The organism is Geoalkalibacter subterraneus (assembly GCF_000827125.1).
Lineage (GTDB): Bacteria > Desulfobacterota > Desulfuromonadia > Desulfuromonadales > Geoalkalibacteraceae > Geoalkalibacter_A > Geoalkalibacter_A subterraneus.
Genome location: NZ_CP010311.1, coordinates 2905205 through 2928287, shown reverse-complemented (window position 1 = coordinate 2928287; position 23083 = coordinate 2905205). Strand labels below are relative to the sequence as shown.

General features: G+C 58.1%; 22 protein-coding genes. 6 read left to right on the top strand and 16 right to left on the bottom strand.

Going from position 1 to position 23083, the window contains the following annotated elements; all coding sequences use genetic code 11:
• The first annotated feature begins 149 nt into the window (after window positions 1-149).
• A complete protein-coding gene (locus GSUB_RS13660; RefSeq protein ID WP_435051173.1) occupies window positions 150-437 on the top strand; it encodes an HNH endonuclease in 288 nt (95 codons plus the stop codon).
• A gap of 29 nt (window positions 438-466) precedes the next feature.
• On the opposite strand, the gene GSUB_RS13655 is transcribed toward GSUB_RS13660, so the two are convergent.
• The 4 genes from GSUB_RS13655 to GSUB_RS13640 form a co-directional block, all read right to left on the bottom strand.
• A complete protein-coding gene (locus GSUB_RS13655) occupies window positions 467-1918 on the bottom strand; it encodes a glycogen synthase (protein WP_040201297.1) in 1452 nt (483 codons plus the stop codon).
• Between the two features lie 52 nt (window positions 1919-1970).
• A complete protein-coding gene (locus tag GSUB_RS13650; RefSeq protein ID WP_052464932.1) occupies window positions 1971-5519 on the bottom strand; it encodes an alpha-amylase family glycosyl hydrolase in 3549 nt (1182 codons plus the stop codon).
• A gap of 155 nt (window positions 5520-5674) precedes the next feature.
• Window positions 5675-8194: a mannose-1-phosphate guanyltransferase gene (locus GSUB_RS13645; protein ID WP_040201296.1), complete on the bottom strand. Its 2520-nt coding sequence runs from the start codon at window positions 8192-8194 to the stop codon at window positions 5675-5677.
• Window positions 8191-8565: a response regulator gene (locus tag GSUB_RS13640; protein WP_040201295.1), complete on the bottom strand. Its 375-nt coding sequence runs from the start codon at window positions 8563-8565 to the stop codon at window positions 8191-8193. The genes GSUB_RS13645 and GSUB_RS13640 overlap by 4 nt, the downstream gene beginning before the upstream one ends.
• Before the next feature lie 183 nt (window positions 8566-8748).
• Here GSUB_RS13640 and mnmL point away from each other — a divergent pair, with 183 nt between their 5' ends.
• Window positions 8749-9669 (top strand): tRNA modification radical SAM protein MnmL/YtqA, encoded by a 921-nt coding sequence (gene mnmL, locus GSUB_RS13635; protein ID WP_040201294.1) that lies wholly within the window; start codon window positions 8749-8751, stop codon window positions 9667-9669.
• A gap of 18 nt (window positions 9670-9687) precedes the next feature.
• Here mnmL and GSUB_RS19415 read toward each other — a convergent pair whose 3' ends face one another.
• Window positions 9688-9828 carry a hypothetical protein gene (locus GSUB_RS19415; RefSeq protein WP_158414093.1) on the bottom strand — a complete coding sequence of 47 codons (141 nt, stop codon included), beginning with the start codon at window positions 9826-9828 and terminating at the stop codon, window positions 9688-9690.
• A gap of 184 nt (window positions 9829-10012) precedes the next feature.
• Here GSUB_RS19415 and GSUB_RS13630 point away from each other — a divergent pair, with 184 nt between their 5' ends.
• Window positions 10013-12061 carry an ATP-dependent helicase gene (locus tag GSUB_RS13630; protein ID WP_040201293.1) on the top strand — a complete coding sequence of 683 codons (2049 nt, stop codon included), beginning with the start codon at window positions 10013-10015 and terminating at the stop codon, window positions 12059-12061.
• Window positions 12062-12331: 270 nt separating this feature from the next.
• Window positions 12332-13621 carry a uracil-xanthine permease family protein gene (locus GSUB_RS13625; RefSeq protein WP_040201292.1) on the top strand — a complete coding sequence of 430 codons (1290 nt, stop codon included), beginning with the start codon at window positions 12332-12334 and terminating at the stop codon, window positions 13619-13621.
• 56 nt (window positions 13622-13677) lie between these two features.
• Here GSUB_RS13625 and GSUB_RS13620 read toward each other — a convergent pair whose 3' ends face one another.
• The 5 genes from GSUB_RS13620 to GSUB_RS13605 all read right to left on the bottom strand — a co-directional run bounded on the left by GSUB_RS13620 (window position 13678) and on the right by GSUB_RS13605 (window position 16525).
• Window positions 13678-14475, bottom strand: coding sequence for a methyl-accepting chemotaxis protein (locus GSUB_RS13620; RefSeq protein WP_052464931.1), 798 nt, complete (start codon window positions 14473-14475; stop codon window positions 13678-13680).
• 137 nt (window positions 14476-14612) lie between these two features.
• Complete coding sequence (locus GSUB_RS19410) at window positions 14613-14783, bottom strand: hypothetical protein (RefSeq protein ID WP_158414092.1); 171 nt, start codon at window positions 14781-14783, stop codon at window positions 14613-14615.
• A gap of 86 nt (window positions 14784-14869) precedes the next feature.
• Window positions 14870-15298, bottom strand: coding sequence for an FKBP-type peptidyl-prolyl cis-trans isomerase (locus tag GSUB_RS13615; protein WP_040201291.1), 429 nt, complete (start codon window positions 15296-15298; stop codon window positions 14870-14872).
• Between the two features lie 88 nt (window positions 15299-15386).
• Window positions 15387-16049, bottom strand: coding sequence for a YceH family protein (locus tag GSUB_RS13610; RefSeq protein WP_040201290.1), 663 nt, complete (start codon window positions 16047-16049; stop codon window positions 15387-15389).
• Between the two features lie 287 nt (window positions 16050-16336).
• The gene (locus GSUB_RS13605; protein WP_040201289.1) at window positions 16337-16525 is read right to left on the bottom strand and encodes a hypothetical protein; all 189 of its coding nucleotides are present in this window, start codon (window positions 16523-16525) and stop codon (window positions 16337-16339) included.
• A gap of 267 nt (window positions 16526-16792) precedes the next feature.
• On the opposite strand from GSUB_RS13605, the gene GSUB_RS13600 reads away from it, so the two are divergent.
• Window positions 16793-17176, top strand: a complete 384-nt coding sequence (locus tag GSUB_RS13600; RefSeq protein ID WP_040201288.1) for a desulfoferrodoxin — start codon at window positions 16793-16795, stop codon at window positions 17174-17176.
• A 76-nt stretch (window positions 17177-17252) separates the two neighbouring features.
• Here GSUB_RS13600 and asd read toward each other — a convergent pair whose 3' ends face one another.
• The gene (asd, locus tag GSUB_RS13595) at window positions 17253-18353 is read right to left on the bottom strand and encodes an aspartate-semialdehyde dehydrogenase (RefSeq protein WP_040201287.1); all 1101 of its coding nucleotides are present in this window, start codon (window positions 18351-18353) and stop codon (window positions 17253-17255) included.
• 128 nt (window positions 18354-18481) lie between these two features.
• The gene (locus GSUB_RS13590) at window positions 18482-19666 is read right to left on the bottom strand and encodes a diguanylate cyclase (protein ID WP_040201286.1); all 1185 of its coding nucleotides are present in this window, start codon (window positions 19664-19666) and stop codon (window positions 18482-18484) included.
• A 237-nt stretch (window positions 19667-19903) separates the two neighbouring features.
• On the opposite strand from GSUB_RS13590, the gene GSUB_RS13585 reads away from it, so the two are divergent.
• The gene (locus tag GSUB_RS13585) at window positions 19904-20320 is read left to right on the top strand and encodes an Hsp20/alpha crystallin family protein (RefSeq protein ID WP_040201285.1); all 417 of its coding nucleotides are present in this window, start codon (window positions 19904-19906) and stop codon (window positions 20318-20320) included.
• On the opposite strand, the gene GSUB_RS13580 is transcribed toward GSUB_RS13585, so the two are convergent.
• The 4 genes from GSUB_RS13580 to cysK all read right to left on the bottom strand — a co-directional run bounded on the left by GSUB_RS13580 (window position 20289) and on the right by cysK (window position 23065).
• Window positions 20289-20855: a thermonuclease family protein gene (locus GSUB_RS13580; RefSeq protein WP_040201283.1), complete on the bottom strand. Its 567-nt coding sequence runs from the start codon at window positions 20853-20855 to the stop codon at window positions 20289-20291. The two genes, GSUB_RS13585 and GSUB_RS13580, sit on opposite strands and share 32 nt — an antisense overlap.
• A 1-nt stretch (window position 20856) precedes the next feature.
• On the bottom strand, window positions 20857-21228 hold the full coding sequence (locus GSUB_RS13575; RefSeq protein ID WP_144402027.1) for a hypothetical protein: 372 nt from the start codon (window positions 21226-21228) through the stop codon (window positions 20857-20859).
• Between the two features lie 82 nt (window positions 21229-21310).
• Complete coding sequence (gene larE / locus GSUB_RS13570) at window positions 21311-22120, bottom strand: ATP-dependent sacrificial sulfur transferase LarE (protein WP_040201280.1); 810 nt, start codon at window positions 22118-22120, stop codon at window positions 21311-21313.
• Window positions 22121-22144: 24 nt separating this feature from the next.
• Window positions 22145-23065 carry a cysteine synthase A gene (gene cysK / locus GSUB_RS13565; RefSeq protein ID WP_040201278.1) on the bottom strand — a complete coding sequence of 307 codons (921 nt, stop codon included), beginning with the start codon at window positions 23063-23065 and terminating at the stop codon, window positions 22145-22147.
• Between the last annotated feature and the right edge of the window lie 18 nt (window positions 23066-23083).

Below are 23083 nucleotides of genomic sequence, written 5' to 3'. Positions count from 1 at the left end.
TAGAAAATCGCACATTTCACGAGAATGTGCAAGGCTGTGAGGTTCCGGCCCGGCAAAGAAGCCGGCCGGTCGCTGCAGAAGGTTGAGACCGCGACGGAAAATAAGGTAAGATCTGGAATCAGAAAGGAGAATTCGGTTTGTCGTTTTTTATGGAAATAGCGGAAGAAGATATCCGGCGCGAGCGAAACCGCGCCAGAGAACTGCGCAAAAGCGCCTGGTGGAAAAACAGGATCGCGCAGGGGTTCTGTCACTATTGTGGGGGAACATTTAAGCCCTCAGAACTGACTCTGGATCATATCGTGCCGGTGGCGCGGGGAGGGCGGTCCTCCAAGGGGAACTGTGTGCCGGCCTGCAAGGAGTGCAACAACAAAAAGAAAAATCTTCTGCCGATGGAGTGGGAAGAATACCTGGAAAATCTGCGCCGTGACGACTCGTAGAGAGTCGTCACGACAGTAAGTTTCAGCGTTTAAACAGGGCGGTACGCCATCGCCTTGCGATAGATATCGACATATTTCTGTGCGCAATTCTGCCAGGTAAAATCTGCGGTCATGCCGCGTTTGACGATCTTGAGCCATTGGCGGCGGTTCTGGTAGAGCTCCAGGGCCCGGTCAAGGGCCTCCAGCATAGCCTCGGGCGTGGCTTTGTCAAAAAGAAAGCCGTTGCCCTGCCGGGGCTGCTCGTCGGCATCGATCACCGTGTCGTTGATTCCCCCGCTGCGATGGGCAACAGGCACACTGCCGTAGCGCAGCGCAATGATCTGCTCCGGGCCGAAGGCCTCGTGACGGCTGGGCATGAGGAAGATGTCGCTGCCGGCAAAAATACGCCGCGCAATACCCGTATCCTGCGTCAACAGCACACGAGCTTTGTGGCCATGCCGGTCCTGCTGCGCTGCAAAGAAATCATGAAGTTCGGGCGCAGCCTCCCCCGCGATAACCAGCTGCAATTCCCGCTGCATTAACTGCTCCCAGGCGTCCTTGATCAGATCCGCCCCCTTGGGGAAGGTGAGTGGAAAAGCTGCACCCACCAGGGGAATCAGAGCTTCGGGCTCCAGTTTCATCTCCTTTTGCAGGGCCCGCTTGTCACCTTTTTTGCCGTTGAGGTTGTCAATGTTGTAGGGCAGGTTGAGGTTCATGTCCAGGGAGGGATCCCAGGTTTTGGTGTCGAGGCCCTCAAGGATGCCGTGAAATGCATTGCCGCGCTGCCGCAGCAGTGGGGCGAAGTCCGCGCCCAGATCGGTCAGGCGCAGCTCGTTGCGATAAGTTTGTGAAACGGTGGTGATGATGTCGGCGTGGGTCAATGCGCCCGCCAGAAAGGACAGTCGTCCCTGGTGATTTAACCCGTAGTTCTGATCGGCGGAATCGCCGAGATGCAGACTTTCAATGAGGGAAGAGGGGAATTCCCCTTCGTTTAAGTCGCGGAAGGTGAAGACGGTGTGGATGGGCGCATAGAACGAGTCGTTTTTCAGGGTGGTGCGCAGCAGCACAGGGATCAGGCCGGTCTGCCAACCGTGCAGGTGCAGGACGTCGGGGCGGAAATCCATGCGCCGCAGCAGTTGAAGCACAGCATGTCCGAAAAAGCCAAAGCGCTGGACATTGTCCTCATACGCGTTCTCTCCGTCGTCGTAAAGGCCCTCACGATGGAAGAATTCACGATTTTCAATGAAATAGACCGGCACTCCTTCCAGCATGGTCTGACGCAGCAATCCTTTGTGCGTCTGCCCTTCGATCATCACCTCGACGCTTTTGCGTCCCTTGCGCAGGGTGAAGCCGTTGTCGTCGACCTCTTTGTAGCAGGGCAGGATGATGCGGGCGTCATGGCCGAGCTTGCGCAAGGATTTACCCAGCGCCCCCGCAACCTCGGCCAGTTCGCCATGTTTCGCGTAGGGGGAAACTTCGGGGGAGACAATCAGAATTTGCATAAACAATTCCCTTATTCCCCCGTTCCTGCCGCAAAATGCCGGTGGGGGCTGTTTAGTCCGTGCGGGGCTTTGGAGTCAGTTCCCGCAATCGCTGGACCATGGGTTGAACCTGAAAACCGGCTGCCGCTGCCGCGCTGCTGATACAGCAGGCCTGGTTGTGCAGGGCGGCAACCCCCTCCATCAATGTCTGTTTCTTTTCCTCCCCCAAGGACAGAGCCAGAGCTCCCAGCAGACAAATGCAATCAACAAGGTCGTCAAATCGTTCTTGATCGAACCATTCAATATTCTGGTAAATGTTATACCCAAGCAGTGGGCGGGCATCGCGATCATTGAGCAGGTCGGCAATGACCTGTGTCAGTTGCGCAGCCGTGGTCGGCAGCGGCCGCTGTGCAAGGAGCCGCACGACACGCTCTGCTTCACTCCGCGCCCGTTCCTCACCAAGGTTGAAATATGGCGCCGATCCGCTGGTCAGGTTTTTGGCCCAGACCTCGTCAAACAGGCACCGCCATGCCAGATCTTCGGCGTTCACCTCTTGCCTGCTGCTGTTTTCAGAGGTATCAAGACGGTGCCAAAGCAGCCAGGGCAGCAACAGACGCAGGGTTTCATTGCGTTTGTCGTGCCCGGATGATTTCTTTGTTTTTTTGTCGGCCGGCTTCTCCTGCGAGTCCGCCCCTGGCAGGTGCTGCTGCAGCCAGTTCAATGTTTCGCGATGAGCGCGCTGCCGGCTGCGCAGGCTGCTCAGGCGCTGCAGTGCTGAAATATCCTTCCTGAGACCGGCCGTCAGTTGACCTGAATCAGTATATAATGAAAATTCATCAACAATAATTTTCCAAAAATAACCGAATCTACGTTCGATGTCAATAAGATGTTTGCCACTTTTAATTTTTTCTTTAGTCGGGATTAATGATTTTTCAAGATCAGACAGCGATTCACCTGTCAGGGCACGATCCAGATTTGCGATCAACTCGGCGTAATGCCTGCGGCGCCATAAGCGATCGAGGTCGGCGCAGGGGGCTCCGGAAAGCTCCTGGTAAATGCGGCTCCAGGTGCCGTCATGGTCACGGATCTCTTCAAAGTCGATAAACACCTGGCACTGATAACCTTCGAGTCTGACAAAAAGACCCTGTTCCACCAATTCTTGACCGGTGCGCAGAAATTGCTGACCGCTGACATGTTCTCTGAAGCGGTAATAGATGTGGGAGTCGGATTTCAAATCGAGGCTGTGCCCGAGGGTGCTCTGCTCAAGCCAGCCGGGGTTGCCGGAGGGGTCGACAGCCCAGGCGGCGGTGGTTCGGACCCATCCGGATATTTCCGCGTAACGGTTGTGAAAGACCACCAGCGCGCGCTGATCGCCGCAGCGATTGGAATAGGCGAATACGTTTTCATCGACACCCTGGTCAGTCCAGAAATCGTAAAGGCGGAAATCGCGTGATCCGCTGAAGATGTAGCGCCTGCGCAGCAGCGGGAAAATGCGGCGTTCATGCTCCGCAACCATGCCGGAATCGATCGGTTCATCCCAGTAGGCCTTGCTGTATTCCATGCCGTATTTTTCAGACAGCCCCTCGACCTGGCCGTGGCCGAACATGGGCAGACCCGGCATGGTCGCCAGCATGGTGGCCACGCCGTAGTATTTTTCCCCCTTGCCGAACTGCTCCACTGCCGTGGCTTCATCGGGGTTGTTCATGAAATTGGTAAAGCGCTTGAGAATCTCGTGATTGAATTCGAGGATATTTTTGATGGTCAGGCGGTACTTGGCATTCTCCTCGTTCTTGAGCATGTTCATGAAGGCGCTGTTGTAGACCCGGTGCATGCCCAGGGTGCGCACGAAGTAGCCTTCCATCAGCCAGAAGGCTTCGGCGATCAGCAGCGTGTCGGGAACCTCCGCAGCGACACGGTCGACCACCTCGCGCCAGAATTCCTTGGGGAAGGCTTTTTCGAATTCGGCGCGCGTCATGGCGTGTTCGGCACGGGAAGGAACGCCGGCGCCGCCTCCGGGCTGCGGAAACCACAGACGCTGGAAGTGCTTTTTGGCCAGGGTCATGGCGGCATCGAAACGAATGACCTTGAAGCGCCGCGCGATGTGCAGGATGGTCTGCACCATGGCCTCGCGCACTTCCGGCAGCAGGTAGTTGAGCTGGGCGGTGTCGTTCCACGGCATGTGGGTGCCGTCGTTGCCATGGTAGACATAACGCACCCGACCGTCGCGATGATCGGTGAGCTTGAACACTACCGCTGCATCCGAGTGATCATAATAGCCGTCCTCGATGTGGATGCTCAGTTCGGGGTCGGGGGAGAGGTCGCGGCCGGTAAAGCGATAGCTTGGGTAGGGCGGGTAGTCCAGCTGCACGTACCAGTCGGGGTGTTCCTTAAGCCAGCGTGAATAGATGCCGGTGTGATTGGGGACGATGTCCGAAGCCAGGCGGATGCCGCGCTGCCGGCAGCGTTCTTCGAGTTTCGCCATGGCCTCCTCGCCGCCGAGGTCGTTTGCAATGACATAATCATAGAGGGAGTAGGCGGAAGCCAATGCTTCAGGGTTGCCGCGTATGTGTTTGATCCACTGGGAAACGGTGGAGCGCTCCCAGATGCCGATCAGCCACAGGCAGTTGAATCCCCAGCGCGCAAGCTGATCCAGTTCTTCATCGGGTATCTGATCGACGCGCGTGATGGGGCGCTGGTAGCGCTGTGAAAGCTGATCGAGCCAGACATAGGTCGATTTGGCGATCAGGACGACATTGCTCATCCAGTCGGCATCGGCAGTAAAGGCTTCGGGTTCGGGATAGTACTCGTCCGGTGCGGGGGCGGGACGAAAGTTGGGAATCTCGGTGCGCCCCGGTCCGAAGCCGCGCATGCGGGTCTCTTCCTCGACGATATCGAAAGCGGTCAGGATCTCTTCCTGGATGTCCGGCGGCAGATGATCGCGCCACAGGGTCCGCACAAAGCGCAGTTGCTCGTGCAGGGAGTCAGGCGCCCGGCGGACCGGTTCTTCCAGCAGCGCCAGCAGCGACCGTCCCAGCAGGCCGGTCACGCTCTGATCTTCCAGGCCGCGGTCGATTTGAGCCAGCAGGCTGCGGTAGGCGCTGCGCCGCGTCAATTCTTCGTCGTCGAACAGCTCCTTGATACGCCCCAACGCCGGGTTGGCATTCTGCACGGAAAGAATGAACATCTCCACAAGCACCGCTCTGCGGTTGTCGTCATCGGCGAGAAAGCGTTCAGTGGACAGTTTGCCGTCACGCACTGCGACAGGCGGGAACAGGGCGGTGAATTCCTGAAGGATTTTGTCAAGCCGCGGCGCCTCCAGCCGTTTCTCCCCCAGGGTGATGGCATTCTGTTCCACCCGGCAGTTGTGGTCCTGCAGATAACGTTCGGTGAGATGGCGAAAGACCCGGGTCAGCAGGGCCGCGAGATTAAGCTCGCCGGCCGAGGTTGCCGCCATCCCCCGTGTGCGGTTGATGGTGTCGGCCACCGCGCGCAGGCGCAGCACCAGGGGGGCATGCTGGAAAGGCAGCAGGCTCTCGGAGAGCCCGTAGCGCTGCCAGGCCGCAAGCGACATCTGCAGAGAAAGGTCGAAATAAGGATTGTGACGTTCTGCTCTATCCGGCATAGCCGTTTCCTCCCCATCCCACGCATCGATCAGTGCGTGGAGAAAAATGATTCAGTCCGGACCGCCAACGGCAAGGGGCCGCCGGTAAGGCATGGCGCTATGCTGCCTTCCATGCTTGGCGACCCCTTGTCCGGCAAGGCGGCATTGGGTAGCGATCAGGCGTTGGTGAGCTCTTTTTTCCAGGTCTCCACTTTGCGCCGGTATTCCTCGACCAGACGCTGTGCTTCATTGGGATTGCTGGATTCGGCGATCACATGAGCCACAGGTTGGTGCTGGTCCGGAAGCATCAGCACCCAGCCGTCGTCGAAGTGTACTTTGACGCCATCGATAAAACTGGCTTCATGGTCGACGCTGTCTTCGCTCATCTTGCGCATAATGCCCCCCTTGAGTTCGAGGGAGCAGGGAATCTGAACCTGGTGATAGGCGCGCCTTGGGATGGAGCGCCGTGTTGCTCCCAGGCTCTGGCCGGTGCGCGCCAGCAGTTCAAGTGTTTTGGCTACCGTGAAAAGGCCATCGAAATTTGCATGGAACGACGGAAAGATGAAATGCCCCTGCGTCGAAGCGGCCAGCTGGACGTGCTTGCTTTTGGCCGCGGCGACCAGTGACCGGCCGTCACTCTTGGTGCGGGTGACGGTCAGCCCTGATGCCCGGGCCAGATCCTCCACCGATTGGGGCGCGGGAACGGGCACCACCAGTTCACCTTTCTGCTCGGCGCGGCACACCAGCGCAGCCAGGGTGGTGAGCGCTTCCATGTCGGAGAGTACTTCGCCCTGCTCGTCGATAAGGACGCAGCGCTCCCCGGAAGGCCCGAGCCAGAACCCGGCGTTGGCTTCCAGGGTGACGACAATGCGCGAGAGCTGCTCCTTGGCGCGGCCGATCTGCTCGGCGTTGGCGCCGGTAGTGCCTTCAAGCACATGGCTGTTGAGCTCGATGACCTCGCATCCCAGCTCATTGAGCAGGCTCGGCAGCAGGTCCCCTGCGGGGGAGTGGTTGACATCCACCACGATTTTCGGTTTTGAGGCGCGAATGGCCTCCACATCGAGGGCGCGCAGGTAGCCGTCGCGATAGTAATCGTGTATGCGGGGCAATTCGGAGATGGCCCCCGGCTCGCTGTAATGGACGCGGCGGAAATTCTCCTTGAAATAAACCCGCTCGATTCCCTTGGCCGCTGAAGAGGAAATTTCCACCCCGTCGGCATCATAGAAGATCATTTCGGTGGAAGCCGGATCATCGGCCGACTGCCTGAAGTGGACGCCGCCCACCTCACCGAAAGTGGTGAGCTTGTAGCGCAGTACCGGCAGGGAGATCATCTTGATGTCGATGACATTGACGCCGGTGGAGAGCAGACCCCCGACAAAGGAGCGCTTGAGCATGCGCGAGGCGCGGATGGCGTCGCGTCCGGCCAGGATGAAAGCATCCTTCGGCAGAGTCGAACCATAGGCGGAGCCGAGCTTGGCGGAAAATTCCGGGGTCAGTTCGACGTTGGTCAGGCCATGGACCTGTGCGCCATCGAACAGGGATTTGCGCCATTTCTCCCCCCAGATCAGATTGGTGGTGACGATGGAGCCACCCTCGATGACCTTGTTGGGCCAGATCTTGACATCCTTTTTGATGAAGACTTCGTCGCCGACCGTGGTGTGGTCGGCGATGACGGTGCCTTCCTCGGCTACGACCCCCTGTCCGATCTGGACGTTGTTGCACAGGGTGGCCCCTTTAATGCGCGAGCCCTTGCGCACGTAGACGTTGCGCCACAGGATGACATCTTCAAGTTCGACACCATCCTCGATGATGCAGTTGCGCCCTACAACGCAGTTTTTGAGCCTGGCGCTGCCCTGGACCTGGGTGTTGTCACCGAGGACGACCATGCCTTCGAGCAGGGAGAGATCTTTTTTCTCCACCTGCACGTCGTTGCCGAGATAAACGCGCTTATCGTCAAGGCCGTTCAGGGCGCCGCGGATGTTGATCCGGACCTTGTCGGCGAATACATCGCGGCAGGCCTCCAGGTAAGCGTCGGTATTGCCGACGTCCTGCCAATAGCCCTCGAGGGTGCACCCGAAAAGCGCCGCATCCTCTTCCAGCATGGCAGGAAAGACGTCCTTGGACCAGTCGCGGTTTTCGTTTTCCGGCAGACGCTGTAGAACTTCGGGCTCGAGCACGTAGATGCCGGTATTGATGGTGTCGGAGAACACCTCGCCCCAGCCGGGTTTTTCAAGGAATTTAGTGATGCGTCCTTTTTTGTCGGTGATGACGACGCCGAACTGCAGCGGATCCTTGACCGAGGTCAGGACGATGGTGGCCTCGGCTTTCTGTTTTTCATGAAAGTCGAGGGCCTGGGAGAGGTCGATATCGGTGAGCAGGTCGCCGCTGATAATCAGAAAGCGCTCGTCAAGGTATTTGGCGGCCTGCTTGACCGCCCCTGCGGTGCCGTAGTCCTCCAGCGGAGTCACATAGCTGATTTTGACGCCGAATTCGCTCCCATCGCCGAAATAGTTCTTGATGACTTCGGGTTGATGATAGAGCAGCAGCACCAGCTCGGTGATGCCGTGTTTTTTGAGCAGATCCACGATGTGCAGCATCATGGGGCGGTTGAACAACGGGATCATTGGTTTGGGCATGTTGATGGTCAGGGGATGGATGCGGGTGCCGAATCCTCCCGCCATGATGACGGCTTTCATGACTTGTCTCCTTCACGCTTTTTTGCCAGGAGGGTGCGCACCTGGTCCTTGAGTTCGCTCAGATCGGAGCTTTTGACGACATAGGCATCGGCCAGCCAGGAGGAGTAGTCATCCTTGTATATGCTGAAGGCCGTACTGAGAACAACCGGCAGATCCTTCTTGTCCCGAGCGATCTCTTTGAGCAGGTCAAGCCCGCTTTCCCCCTTCATCTGGATGTCGAGAACAACCAGGTCGAAAGGCTCACGCGCAAGCAGTTCGCGCGCTTCGGCCACAGTGCCGGCACCTGCGACCTCGTAGCCTTCATCTTCGAGTTCATCCGTGTAAAGCAGACGCAGATCGTCCTCGTCATCCACCACTAGAATACGCGGCACATCTTCCTCCTCGGGCCGAAAAAATTGAGAATAGGATCATGGAGCGGGATCTTCATCCCCTGACCTCTGCAGTATAACAACGCACAGCCTGTTTGCAAAACAATCCCGCCGGTTTTCAGCGTAAACAAATCGGGTTTCAACAACATTATTGCCCGGTAGTATGATTTGCGGCATCATGCCCCCATGAACGATAAGCGCTACAATCTTTTCTCGTCTCATCTCAAGGCCCTTTTCGGCGGGCGGGTGCATAAGATTTCGGTGGATGCAGGATTGTCCTGCCCCAATCGCGGCGCTACCCGCTTACGGCCGGGCTGCCTGTTCTGCGATCCAGGCGGATCGGGCGCCGTGGGAATCGCCCGCGGCGCGCAGGTTGCGGAGCAGATCGAGCAGGGCAAGGAAGTGATGCGCCGCAAGTACAAGGCCCAGCGTTTTATTGCCTATTTCCAGCCTTTCTCCAATACCGCAGCACCGGTGGACGATCTTCGGCGGTTGTATGACGAAGCTCTGGGGGTTGAGGATGTGGTGGGCCTTGCCGTGGGAACCCGACCCGACTGCTGCCCCCCTGAGGTTTTCGAACTGCTGGCCGAGTATCACCGCCGCACCTATTTCTGGTTGGAGCTGGGGCTGCAGTCGATTCATGACCGAACCCTGGAATTTCTGCGTCGCGGCCATGATTACGCCTGTTTCAGAGAGGCTTTCGCCCGTGCGAGGGAACAGGGGCTGAATGTCTGCGTGCATGTGATTCTGGGACTGCCGGGAGAGAGCAGGGAGGATATGCTGGCCACTGCCGATGAAATGGCTCGTCTGCAGGTCGACGGCATCAAAATCCACCTGCTGCATGTCCTCGATGGAACACCGCTCGGCGAGCTGTATCGCCGCGGTGAAATTGCGGTATTATCTCAGGACGATTATGTGCAGCTGGTGACCGATTTTATCGCGCGACTGCACCCCCGGACTCTGGTGCAGAGATTGACCGGCGACGGTCCGCGGGATCGGCTGTTGGCTCCGCGGTGGTCGCTGAAGAAGTGGGAGGTCATTAATGCCATCGATGATGCGCTCAAGCAGCGCAATATGCGGCAGGGATCGGATTGCAGGCTGAGCTAGGTCAGGGCTTCCGGGGGGCTAGCGTTTCGGTGCCAAAGTGACGTGATGGGCGGTCTTTGCGGCAGAGTCCGGGGGAGTGTGCAGATCGGCCTGCCCCCAGGAGATCAGCAGCAGGCAGGCCCAGAGCAGGCCGACGGAAAAAACGATGATTTTTGCCATGTGGTTGAATTCCCCGTTCCTTGTCCTCCAGCGAGGTGTTTTTTATCCCGCTGAAATTTTTTCAGGAAAATACACAATGGCGGCCGGAAAAGCAAGTCTCTTGAAGCCTGTCGGGCGGGCGTGCTAAGGTACCACGTTTTCGAAATTTTTCTACCCATCCTTTTGCCGGAACCCTGTTTTCTTCATGTCTGCATTCGATTTTTCCACCCTCAATCCGCGCCAGCTTGAGGCCGTGCGGCACCGCGACGGCCCCCTGCTGATTCTGGCCGGTGCCGGCTCGGGCAAGACCCGTGTCATCACCTGCCGCATTGCCTGGCTTATGAGTGAGTGCGGCGTGGGTGCCGAGAGTATTCTGGCCGTAACCTTTACCAATAAAGCCGCACGCGAGATGCGCGAACGGGTGGAGGAGATGGTCGGCAAAAAGCGCTGCAAACCGATGGTTGTGGCCACTTTTCACTCTTTGTGCGTGCGCATTCTGCGCGAGGATATCGAGGCGCTGGGCTATAAGAAGAATTTCTCCATCTACGGGGCCGCCGACCAGACCCGCCTGATCAAAGACCTCATGCAGCAGGTCGATATCGAAGGGCGTAAATTCGACGCCGACCGGGTACTGTGGGCGATCTCCGATGCTAAAAACCGGCTGATCCCGCCCGAGCAATTCAAGGTGCGCTATCACGACGATTACGAGTATATGGCGGCGGCGGTTTACCCTCGCTATCAGACAGCCCTCAAAGCCTTCAACGCAGTGGATTTCGACGACCTGATCATGCTCACCGCGCGGCTGCTGCAGGAGCACCCCGATGTGCTTGAGAAGTACCGCCAGCGCTTCCGCTACATTCTGGTGGACGAGTATCAGGACACCAACGCCGCCCAGTACCTGTTGCTCAACCTGCTGGCCGGCGGTCACCGCAACCTGTGTGTGGTGGGTGACGACGATCAGTCCATTTACGGCTGGCGCGGCGCCGATCTCGGCAATATCCTCGAATTCGAGCGCGATTTTCCCGGTACGCGCGTGGTCAAGCTGGAGCAGAATTATCGCTCCACCGGCAATATCCTGGCGGCGGCCAATGCGGTCATCCGCCACAATGCCAAGCGGCGTGAAAAGGCCTTGTGGACGGCCGACGGCGCCGGGACGCACATCGACTACCTGCAGTGCGCCGACGAGGAGGACGAGGCGCGCGCGGTGATGGAGCGCATTCACGGGGCGCGCTTCCGGCATGATCTGGCCTACAGTGATTTTGCCATCCTCTACCGCACCAACGTGCAGTCACGGGCTTTTGAGGAGCAGCTGCGCTACGAAAATATCCCGTATGTGCTGATCGGCGGGCAACAGTTTTTCGACCGCAAGGAGGTCAAGGACACGGTTGCCTACCTCAAGGTGCTGGTCAACCATCGCGACGAGGTCAACCTGCTGCGCATCCTCAATTACCCGCGGCGCGGCATCGGCGAAACCAGCGCCGATCGCCTGATCCGCCATTCGGCGGAGCGGAATGTGCCGTTGTGGCAGGTGCTCAAAGATCCTTCGGATATCGAAGACCTGGGCGAAAAGGTGCTGGAGGCCATCGCCCGTTTTGTGGAGCAGATGGAGCGCTACCGGATGCGCTTCAACCGGCACGGACTGATGGTGGAGACCCTGCGGGAGATGATTGCCGAATTCGGCCTTGAGGAGGAAATCTATCGCACGGTCGATGACCCCGCCAAGGCGCGGCGGCGGGTGGAAAATGTCGAGGAGGTGGCCAGCGCCATGGCGAGCTACCTGGAGCGGGAGGAGAATCCCAGCCTGGCCGGTTTTCTTGAAAAAGTTTCGCTGCTCGATGACGACCGACCGGGACGCGACAGCAAAGAAAAAAAGCTGGCACGCGATGCGGTGGTGCTGATGAGCATCCACTCAAGCAAGGGGCTGGAATTTCCCCATGTTTTCCTGGTGGGGATGGAGGAGGGTTTTCTCCCGCACCAGAAAAGTCTCAGCGAGGGGATCGATATCGACGAGGAACGGCGGCTGTGCTATGTGGGCATCACCCGCGCCCAGCGCTGCCTGACCCTCAGCAACGCCCGCCGCCGCAAAAAATACGGTGAGATGCAGGCGCGGGTGCCGAGCCGCTTTCTCGCCGAAATTCCAGCCGACCTTGTCAATGCCGAAGGGGATCGCGAAGCCCCGCAGGCCACCGAGGAGGAGCGCGACCAACTGGCCTCCAAGGCTTTTTCCAATATCATGAACATCCTGGGCGATTGAAAGGCTGTCTCAAACTTTCACCTTCGCCTCCATAAGCGCCTTTCAATTTCATCATCGAGCTTGTCATGTCCTGCGCTTATTTCTGATGTAAAGGGCTCTGCTCTCCTGTTTTGTTTTTCCGAAGCTGTTGGGGTGCTGCGCGAGACGCTGCGCAACTGGGCAGAGTCTTCGAGCACATCTGCCAGTGTGTCGAGACCGGCAGGGTTGCCGCGGGTGCGACGATGCCGAAACAGCGCGGTCTTTTGTGATCTTTCTTCAGGAGTTTTATTTTTGACCTTGCGTTATTCCCTTGATGAAAAACTTTCCCCCCTGCCGCTGGCCCTGTTCGGCCTGCAGTGGCTGGCCGTCGCCCTTCCTTCCCTGATAATCATCGGCCAGGTGGTGGCGACGGTTCATTTCGCCGAGTTTTCGGAACAGATCCTCTATCTGCGCAAGCTCTCCTTTGTGGTGGGGGTGACGATGCTGGTGCAGATTGTCTGGGGACATCGTCTGCCGCTGGTCATGGGGCCGGCGGCGGTTCTTCTTGTGGGGGTGCTGGCAAGTTCTGGGTCCTCGCTGTCCGCCATTTACACCTCCGTCATGGTTGGCGGTGCGGCGCTGGCGCTGGTCAGTGCCCTGGGGATGTTCCGCGCGCTGCAGCAGTTGTTTACCGCGCGTGTGGTGGCGGTGGTGCTGCTGCTGATCGCATTTACCCTGGCGCCCGCTATTCGAGACCTGATCCTCGATACGACCCGCCCCGGGTCACCTTTCGGACGCCTGGTGTTTGCCCTGGTGCTGGTGCTGGTGCTGTTCGGGCTTCAGCAGAAGCTGACACCCCTGTGGCGTTCGACGCTGGTCGTGGGCGGGTTGGTTGTGGGTAGCCTGATTTATCCGCTTTTTTTCCAGCATGCTGGCCTGTCCGAACAGCCGTCACTTCCGTTTGCCGCCGGCTTCTGGCAGAATTTGACCTGGCCGCCGAGTTTCGAACCGGGGCTGATACTGGCTTTCCTCGTCTGTTACCTGGCGCTGGCGGTTAACGACCTCGGATCGATTCAATCCCTCGACGGGATGTTGCGGCCGGGGGATATGGCGGGGCGTTTGAGAAAGGGGATGACAATCACCGGGCTTTCCGGATGCGCGGCCGGGCTTCTGGGAGTGCTGGGCCCGGTGAATTTTTCATTGAGCCCCGGCGTGATTGCCGCTTCTGGTTGTGCGGCCCGGCGCGCGTTGTGGCCGGCTGCCGTCGTTATGATCGGGCTCGCTTTTCTGCCTGGAACTCTTTCCGTGGTGCGGGCGGTGCCGCCTACGGTCGTTGGCGCGATACTTCTGTTTATCCTCAGCGCCCAGGTGGCCGCAGGGCTGATGTCCCTGTATTCCCAAAAGGAGACGGTCGAATTCGAGCATGGCCTGGTGGTGGGGTTGCCGGTTTTAGCCGGCACCATTATCAGTTTCATGCCTTCTTCGGTCACTGAGACTCTGCCTGGACTTACGCGCCCCATCGCGGGTAATGGTTTTGTCGCTGGAGTGCTGCTGGCGCTGTGGCTGGAGCATGTGGTCTTTCGTAGAAAGGCTGCCCAATAGAAAGGCCGCACCGTTGAAACCGGCGCGGCCTTTCTGATCGTTTATGTGCAGATTGCTCAGCTGTTCTCCCCCCAGCCGAGTGCGATCTGATGATTGTCGGACTGGTGTCGGGAAGCCGGTTGCCCCGATTGAACCCGTGCCGCCTGCTGCTGCCGCCGCAGGGTAAAGCGTGCCAGCATCTGCCGCAGGCTTTCGGCCTGGCTTGAGAGCTCCTCTGCGGCCGCAGCACTTTCCTCTGCATTGGCGGTGTTCTGCTGGGTGACCTGGTCGATCTGTCCCAACCCCTCGTTGACCTGCCCGATCCCTTCGGCCTGTTCGCGGGCAGCCGCCGCGATCTCGCCTACCAGGTCGGAAACCTTGGTCACTTCTGCGACCATCTGCTCAAGACTGGTTCCCGTCTCCGCTGCGATTTCGCCGGCGTTGGCAGACTTGGAAACCGATCCTTCGATCAGCTGAGACGTTTCAGTCGCCGCCTTGGCGCTGCGTGCCGCAAGGTTGCGGGCCTCTTCCGCCACCACCGCGAAGCCTTTGCCGTGCTGACCGGCACGCGCAGCTTCGACTGCGGCGTTGAGAGCCAGCAGGTTGGTTTGAAATGCGATCTCGTCGATGACTTTGATGATCTTCGAGATGCTCTGACCTGCTTCTTTGACTTCGTCCATGGCGGCTATCATGCGCCGCATGCGCTCGCTTCCTTCCGTTGCGGCCTGTTTCATGCCGCCGGCTGGATCGTTGGCGCTCTGGGCGTTGTCGGCACTCATGCTGATCTGCGAGGCCATCTCGTTCATGGAGGCGGCGATCTCTTCCAAAACGGCTGCTGCCCCGTTGGCATAGTAAACGCTGCTGAGCGCAACCATGCGAACCCCTGACGTCAGCGCGCGGGCGAAATCCCGGGAGTCGATACGCCCTTCACGCCGCGGGACAGGGATGACTTCAACTCCCCGGCGGTCAAGGTTTGTCCAGGGGTGTATATTGCTTGCTGGGGAAATCCTGATCAGTCTTTTGGGCGGTTGTTGTCACCCTTTTTTTCGCCCCGCAGCATAAAAAGAAGTGCTGCGATGATGCCGAGTATAACCAGGCCGATGAAGAAAGGCCAGATTCGCTCCAGCATAGATGAACCTGGTGCAAGGGCGGTTTCGGAAAATAAAATACCGATGCTCAGCATTGGGCGGTCCCTGATGTCCTGATGAAAAAGGGGGGACGTCCCTCAAGGAACGTCCCCCCATGCAAATGCCGGTCTGTCGATGGCGATCAGGCCACCTCGACCAATTCGATTTCGAAATTGAGATCCTTGCCGGCCAGGGGATGATTGGCATCAAGGGTCACCTTGTCGCCATCGATGGCCGCCACACTGACAATCAGCGGCTGTCCCTGGTTGTCCTGGGTCTGGAGTTGCTGTCCCACCTCGGGATTGAGCCCTTCGGGGAACTGGGTTTTGTCCACCTCGATAACCAGATCGGGGCGGTGCGGACCGTAAGCTTTTTCAGCGGGAATTTGGACATTTTTGGTTTCGCCGACGGTCATGCCGTCAACGGCCTGATCGAACCCTTCGATCAACTGACCGGCGCCGACTTCAAATTCAAGAGGTTCGCGCTCGCGGGATGAATCGAAAACCGTACCGTCTTCGAGAGTTCCCGTGTAATGAACCTTTGCCTTTTCACCGCTTTTAACTTGTGCCATGTTTTCTCCTTTGTTATTGCGTTTAATCTTAACATTAACAGAGAAGGTCGGTTCATGGCAAATAAACCTTGACTTTTCTTGTTTCAGTTCAGTCAAGCAGCGTTTTGAGCTGGTCCACAATGCTGCGCAGTTCCTCAACCTCTGTGCGAAGCGCGCTCACCTCAGTTTCAAGGTTCGAGATGCGCTGGTCTTCAGCAATGATCTTGAGGCGCGCTTCCTCCGGAGGCGCTGTCGACTGTCCTGGATCTTCGGCGGGCGGCTCTCCAGCCAGCAGGTGTGCGTAGCGGCGTTCCTTGTGCCCGCTTCTGCGTTGCAGATGCACAACCAGCGGGGTTGTACGGCTCATCATCTCGCCAAGCGTTTCTTCGACACTCTCCAGATCGGAGAAGGAATAAAGGCGCTCGCTGCGGGAGCGCAGTTCGCCCAGAGTCTGTGGCCCCCGCAGCAGAAGAACGCTCAGAAGCGCAAGTTCCCGTGGTTCGAGGTGCAGCTTTTCTGCGAGGGTGTGCCGGTATTTGGGAACCCGCGCGCTTTCAGCAGACTGCATGGCCAGCCCTGAAGTGCGAAGATGATCGAGGGCGCGCACCACATCTTCGTCGCTGAGTGCCATTACGGGGTTGCGATTTGATTTCTGATTGCATGCCTGGGTCAGGGCATTGAGGGAGAGAGGGTAGTATTCCGGTGTGGCCATCTCCTTTTCGATCAATGAACCCAGGACACGAGCTTCTATTTCGTTGATCTGCAGCTGCATATAAAAACACCTCGCCTGAAAAAAATGGTGAACTCCCATTTGGGTGAGCTCTCAAGCCATTTGGGGAGCGGTATTCAATCGGGGTTGAAAGACAGACTCGAATGAAAGGCTGACCATTGCGCTCTGCTGTGAAAAACAAAAACGGCGCGATCAGTGGACAATCATGAATCGTCCCGACCGCAGCCGTTGAAATTCAGGCATAATGCAGCGCCCTCGCGGGCCGGCTGCCGGAATGAATAAAGACGGCAGGCTTAGAGGGCCTGCCGTCGGAGAGATCTCAGGATGCTTCAGTTGGAGTTTTGTTCCTCTACTTCGTCGAAGGTCCAGTGTTCGCGGCGCTCTCCGACTTCTACCTCAAAACCGTGATCGTCACAACGCAGGATTTTTCCCTCCTCGCTTTTTCGGGTGTTCTTCAGATAGCGGTTGCTGCCGTGCGTGACAGCCTGGCAGATGTTGACGCGTGCTTCTCCCCACATGCTCTCCTCTCCTTGATTGGTGTTGGCTGGGAAAACGTGTCGTATACATTTTAAGGAAATTTTACCTGAAGAAAAGAAAAATCGAACATCTAAGAGTAAAATTTTTCAAATTTTTTCTTTTTTGATTCCTCGACGTAAAAACAACTCGGCCTCGACCCTTGCGGGACGGATGGAATCTGGTAGTCTCAATAAGCGTATGGGGCTTCTTCCTGCAAGAAGTCTGTTGTCAAACAGTCATACCCTCATAAAATGAAAAGGAGAAGTTCAATGCCTCAAAAACTCGAAGTCTATAAGTGCGAAATGTGCGGCAATATCGTTGAAGTGCTGCATGGCGGCGGTGCCGAGTTGGTTTGCTGCGGCAAGGAAATGGTTCTGATGAAAGAGAAGGGTGCGGCCGAGGAAGGCAAGGAGAAGCATGTCCCCGTCATCGAGCGCGCTGAAGGCCGCATTACGGTGAAGGTGGGCAGCGTGCCGCATCCCATGGAGGAGAAGCACTACATCGAATGGATCGAACTTATTGCCGACGGCAAGGTGTACCGGCAGTTCCTCAAGCCCGGCGAGAAACCCGAGGCTGTGTTTGCCGTTGATGCCTCCCAGGTCACTGCACGCGAATATTGTAACGTGCATGGTCACTGGCAGGAGAAAGGCTGATTTTTTCTGCGACCGAAAACGATGCAAAAATGACAAAAAAGCCGGGCCTGTATGGCCCGGCTTTTTTGATGGGAGGTCAGCTTCGCTGCTGGAGTATCCGCAGCATGCGGCGCAGCGGTTCTGCGGCTCCCCACAGCAATTGGTCGCCGCAGGTAAAGGCGCTGAGATATTGTCCGCCCATCTTCATTTTGCGCACCCGGCCGACCGGAACCCTGAGGGTGCCGGTCGCGTATGCGGGGGTCAGGCGCGACAGGGTGTCGGCCTTGGTGTTGGGAACCAGCTCGACCCATTCGTTGTCATTGGCCAGCAGGTTCTCAATGTCGGCAATGGGGACATCCTTATTGAGCTTGATGGTCAGTGCCTGGCTGTGGCAGCGCATGGCGCCGACCCGGACGCAGATGCCGTCGATGGGGATCGGGTTGCTGTTGCGGAGAATTTTGTTGGTCTCGGCGCAGCCTTTCCATTCTTCGCGGCTCTGCCCGTCTTCGACTTCGCGGTCGATCCAGGGCAGCAGGCTGCCAGCCAGGGGATAGCCGAACTCGTTGACCGGCATATTGCCGCTGCGCAGAGCTTCGGTGACGCGGCGGTCGATTTCAAGAACCGCGGAGGCGGGGTCCGCCAGCAAATCGCTTGCAGCGCCGTGAAGCACGCCCATCTGTGCCAGCAGCTCTCTCATGTTCGGTGCGCCTGCGCCGGAAGCGGCCTGGTAGGTCATCGAGGTCGCCCATTCCACAAGGCCGGCGCGGAAAAGCCCGCCCAGCCCCATCAGCATCAGGCTGACGGTGCAGTTGCCGCCGATGAAATCCTTGACGCCGCGCTCAAGGGCTTCATCGATTACATTGCGGTTGACGGGATCAAGGATGATGACGGCATCGTCCTCCATGCGCAGGGCGGAGGCGGCGTCGATCCAGTACCCCTGCCAGCCTGCCTGACGCAGGGCGGGGTGAATTTCCTTGGTGTAGTCACCCCCCTGGCAGGTAATGATGACGTCGAGTTTTTTCAGCTTTTCGATATCCGAGGCGTCCTCAAGCACGCCGGCGTCCATCGGTGCTTTGCGACCGGCTTGCGAGGTTGAAAAAAAGACGGGCTCCACGCCTTCAAGGTCGTTTTCTTCACGCATGCGGTCGAGCAGGACCGAGCCGACCATGCCGCGCCATCCAATCAGTCCGACTTTCATCTAAGTGCTCCTGTTGAGTTGTGTGGTTTTGTCAATGAAACAACCAAACACTAATGCTAACCGATTTTGCGGCGAAAAAAAACCGTCCCGGTAAGAATTTTTTCAACCGGACGGGAGATGGGGCACATTCAAGCAGGAGAAGGGCCGGTGGTTTTCATCCCTTCGTCACGGCGATCCTGGGCGCGGGACCCGGTCAGCGCATCGATGGTGTCGCCGAGTTCCCGGAATTCCAGGCCGAGGTGGACGATGCCGCTTTCCTCATCCCGTCTGATGCGACGCACCGTCGCTTCGGTTGCCGCTTCCCGGTTCCAGAAAGGTTTGCGAAACCGCACCTGAACAGTGCTGCCGGGTTGAAAAGAGACGCCGCAGTCGACAGACAGGCCCTGACGGCTGAGATCGGTGGTCACTCCGGGAGAGGATTGGTCATTGCCGCCGTCGCAAGGGACAACTTCAACAATGGAGCGAACCCTGCGTCGGTCGACGCGGCGGCGGTCCGATTCGGAAGGCACCACCCGGTTGCGGCGCTGTTTGGCCTGATAAAGGCGTTGATCCGCCTGCGTCAGAAGTTCCCGCGGAGACTGGGCATCTTCCGGGTAGGTCGCGACACCTGCACTGATGGTCAGGTTGCCGCTCTCCATCAATTCCTGACCGATAAAGACGGTTTTCTCCATCATCTCCCGAATTCGCTCGGCAATGAGCAGAGCCTGGCGGGGGGCGACCCTGAACAGCAGCAGGGCGAATTCTTCGCCGCCGTAGCGCGCCGCAACATCGTAATCGCGGATGTTGAGACGAATGATTTCGGCAACGCGGCGCAGGGCATCGTCGCCGGCCAGATGTCCGCAGTGGTCGTTGTACTGCTTGAAATGGTCGAGATCAAGCAATACGATAGCGAAACGGTCGCGCGGACCGCGTTTTTTCCAGTTGAACTGGTGTTCAAGACGCGCTTTGAAGTATCCCTGGTGATAGAGGCCTGTCAGCCCGTCGGTGATGGAGGCGCGCCGTACCTCCTCGAGATCATGCGCTTCCAGAATACGTGGATCCCTTAGAATCCGTGCCTCGCGGTGGAAATAATCAACCAGAGCGGCTCGAAGGTGGCATTCGTTTTTGGAGGGGAAGAATTTCCGGCAGTGGTTCAGCATGGCTTCCCAGTGTTTTTCGGCGTCCGCAGGCGGCAGGTCGAGCCCTGCCAGAATGCGCAGTGCCTGACTGTATATGTCTGGTCCCCGACGATCGGCAAGTTGCTCAATCCCTGTAACAAGCGCGCGGTCATCATGACCGGTATCACGAAAAAGCGAGGCAATCTCGTTGTGCATAACAAAAACTCCCTTGGACTCCAACGACCTTTTCATCATCTTTTCTGGAATGATTTCCGGCAAAATAGCATTCATAAGAGGTAAAAGGCCAGATATTTATATTCATTAAAGGTGCGGGAATCAAGGCTGTTTTTTCACGAGGGTACAGCAAGTGCTGCGTTCACCCCGGGACAGACTTGACACCGATTTTATGGTGATTATCCTTTGAATTCAACTCTCTACGAAAGGAATGACCACATGGCGACGGTCAAGGGTGACCCCATGGAGGAACTCAAGATGATGCAGGAACAGATGGATCGGCTGCTTGAGCGTACTCGCGATCAGGCGATTGATTCACCTGCGGATGAAAGCGGCTGGAAACCGCCGGTCGATATTTTTGAAGAACCCGAACGGCTGGTCGTCCTGATGGACGTTCCCGGTCTGGCGGAGGATGCGCTTGAGATTGAACTCGACGGATCGTGTCTGCGGGTAAGGGGAGAACGCGTGCCGGCACAGGGGGGGGCAGAGCGGACGTTTCATCGTGTTGAACGCTCCTGCGGAACCTTCCAGCGGGTTTTTGCCTTGCCGGCCATGGTCGACCGCGACAGGATCGAAGCGGCGTGTGAAAGGGGGGTGCTGTTTATTACGCTGCCCAAGCTGGTCGAAGAAATGTAAGCCCCTGAAAGGGTGAGGATGATGACTGTGTGCGCCACATGCCGAGGCCGGATCGGCGCGCTCGCTCTTCGGCGGCGAAAAAATCATCTTTGCGGCTGAAGTCAAATTTGCGGTAGACCGTTGCCATGCCTTTTTCCAGCAGCAGATGGTTCAGGCAGCGGCCGTCGGGCAGCATGACATAGGCCAGCAGCCGGCCGTAGCGGTCACGGCGCGATCCGTCAAATTGCAGTGTGACCTGTCGCCCTTTGACCTGCTGGATATTGAAATCGAGAGCCGCACGCGCTGTGCGGCGCAGCGCGGAGGACGGGATATTGAAATTGTCCCGATAAAAGCGATCGCGGGCTGAACTTTCCATCTCCGGGCAATCTATTCCCAGCAGTCTCACCTTGCCCAGCCCTCTGACCTCCAGTGTGTCTCCATCGTGAATCCAGGTGACCTGTCCCTGCAGTTCGTCCTGCTCAGTGCAGCCGCCGGCCATGGGAAGCAAAATGATGATCAGACCAATGATCACCCGTAAAAAAGAAACGGCGGTCATCTCATCGCCCCCAGAACAGGCGGGTGAAAAAACCGGTTCCCATTCCCCATAGCAGCCAGACAAGAAGAATGAAGAAGGGGGTGAGGTTCCCCAGGGACAGGCCCAGCAGGCCGAGGCCGTCTTTCGGGTAGGCGTGCAGCAGGGTGTAGGCGCAGGGCAGCGGCGCGATCCACAGTCCCTTGCGGATCCAGTGACGGCGACGGCGGGGAGACGCGACGGTCGGGTAGTAGAGCAGCCCCCAGAGGCCGCCGTGCAGCAGGCGTGGATAGAGCCAGTGAAAGCTCCACTCCGGGGCAAGACGGACACCGGCTGCTGCGGTTATGCCCCACTGGCCGGCGATCCACAGGCCGAGACTCGCGAGAAGTGCCCCCATCAGGCCCGCGCAAAAACAGCAAGCCAGCAATGCGCCTTTGCGATCCATCCTTTTTTCTCCATAGGTCTGTATCGGCAGGGTGCTACAGAACCTCGTTCATACTTCCGGTGCGGTAACCCTGCAGGTCGAGGGTCACGTAAGTGAATCCTGCCTGTTTGCAGACTTGCACCAGTTCCTGCCGCAGGTCGGGATTTTCAAGCACTGCGGTAAGTCCTGCACTGGAGAGTTCGATGCGCGCCAGGTCTCCATGGTAGCGTACCCGGTAAGTGTCAAAACCCTTGTCCTTGAGGAAGTTTTCGCAACGGGCCACCTGCTCGAGGCGGTCGGCCGTGATTTCAGTCCCATACGGAAAGCGTGAAGAAAGACAGGCCAGGGCCTGTTTGTCCCAGGTGGGCAGGTTAAGGCGGCGGCTGAGTGCCCGGATATCGTCTTTGGTCAAACCGGCTTCCAGCAGAGGGGAGCGAACCTGCAATTCCTGAGCGGCCCGCCGTCCCGGACGGTGGTCCTGCAGATCGTCCAGATTGGAGCCGTCTGCAATGGTTTCGAGTCCCAGGGCATCTGCATGCCGGCGGCACAGGGTAAAGAGTTCTTTTTTGCAATGATAGCAGCGCAGCGGCGTGTTTTCGGAAAATCCGGGTATTTTAAGCTCGTTGCTGTCGACGACGATCTGTCGTACTCCCATTTGCCGGGCCAGTTCGCGGCTTTGTTCAAATTCATGGAGAGGATAGGTCGGCGAAGTCGCGGTGAATGCCGCGACTTGATCCGTCCCCAGTACCTCCCGGGCGACCCTGAGCAGAAAGGTTGAGTCAACGCCGCCGGAAAAGGACACCAAAATGGAGCCGCAGTTGCGAAGAATCTCCTGCAGGCGCATGTATTTATCATCAAGCGTCATGTGGTGATCTGCCCGTTACGGTACTTAATCGAAAATTCCGGTAGAGAGATAGCGCTCGCCGGTGTCGCACAGCATGGTGACGACATTATGGCCGGGGCCGAGCTGTTTCGCCACCCGCAGTGCGGCGAAAACGTTGGCGCCGGAGCTGATGCCGACAAATATTCCCTCTTCCCGTGCAAGTCGCACCGCGGTCTCGATGGCATCGTCGTTGTCGACGGTCATGACGTCATTGTACACGGCGGTATCGAGAACATCCGGGATAAACCCTGCACCGATCCCCTGGATGCGATGCGGCCCGGGATCTCCGCCGCTCAGAACCGGTGAATCGGCGGGCTCGACCGCCATGATCAGGACTTTGGGATTTTTGGCGCGCAGTGCATGGCCTACGCCGGTAATCGTTCCGCCGGTACCGACGCCTGCGACGAAAGCATCGATGCGTCCTTCAAGCGCCCTGATAATTTCTGGACCGGTGGTTTCTTCGTGAACTGCGGGGTTGGCGGGGTTGCGAAACTGCTGCGGCATAAATCCCTTGCGCTCCGCAACCAGGGTTTCCGCCATCTCGATGGCGCCGCGCATTCCCTGTGAGCCCGGGGTCAGAACCAGTTCGGCCCCATAGGCGCCGAGCAGTCGGCGGCGTTCCTGGCTCATGGTATCCGGCATGGTCAGAACGAGCTTGTATCCCTTGACGGCGCAGACCAGAGATAAACCGATGCCGGTGTTGCCGCTGGTCGGCTCGACGATGGTGGCGCCGGGTTTGAGGTGACCGTCTTTTTCCGCCTTCTCGATCATGGCCAGGGCAATGCGGTCTTTGACGCTGCCGCCCGGGTTCGCTGATTCGAGTTTGCCCCATACGGCGGCGCTGCGTGTTCCGGTGAGTTTGTTCAGACGAACGAGGGGCGTGTTTCCAATCTGCCCCAGGGGGGTTTCACTGGTTGTGGTCGGCATAAGATCTCCTTGAGGTCA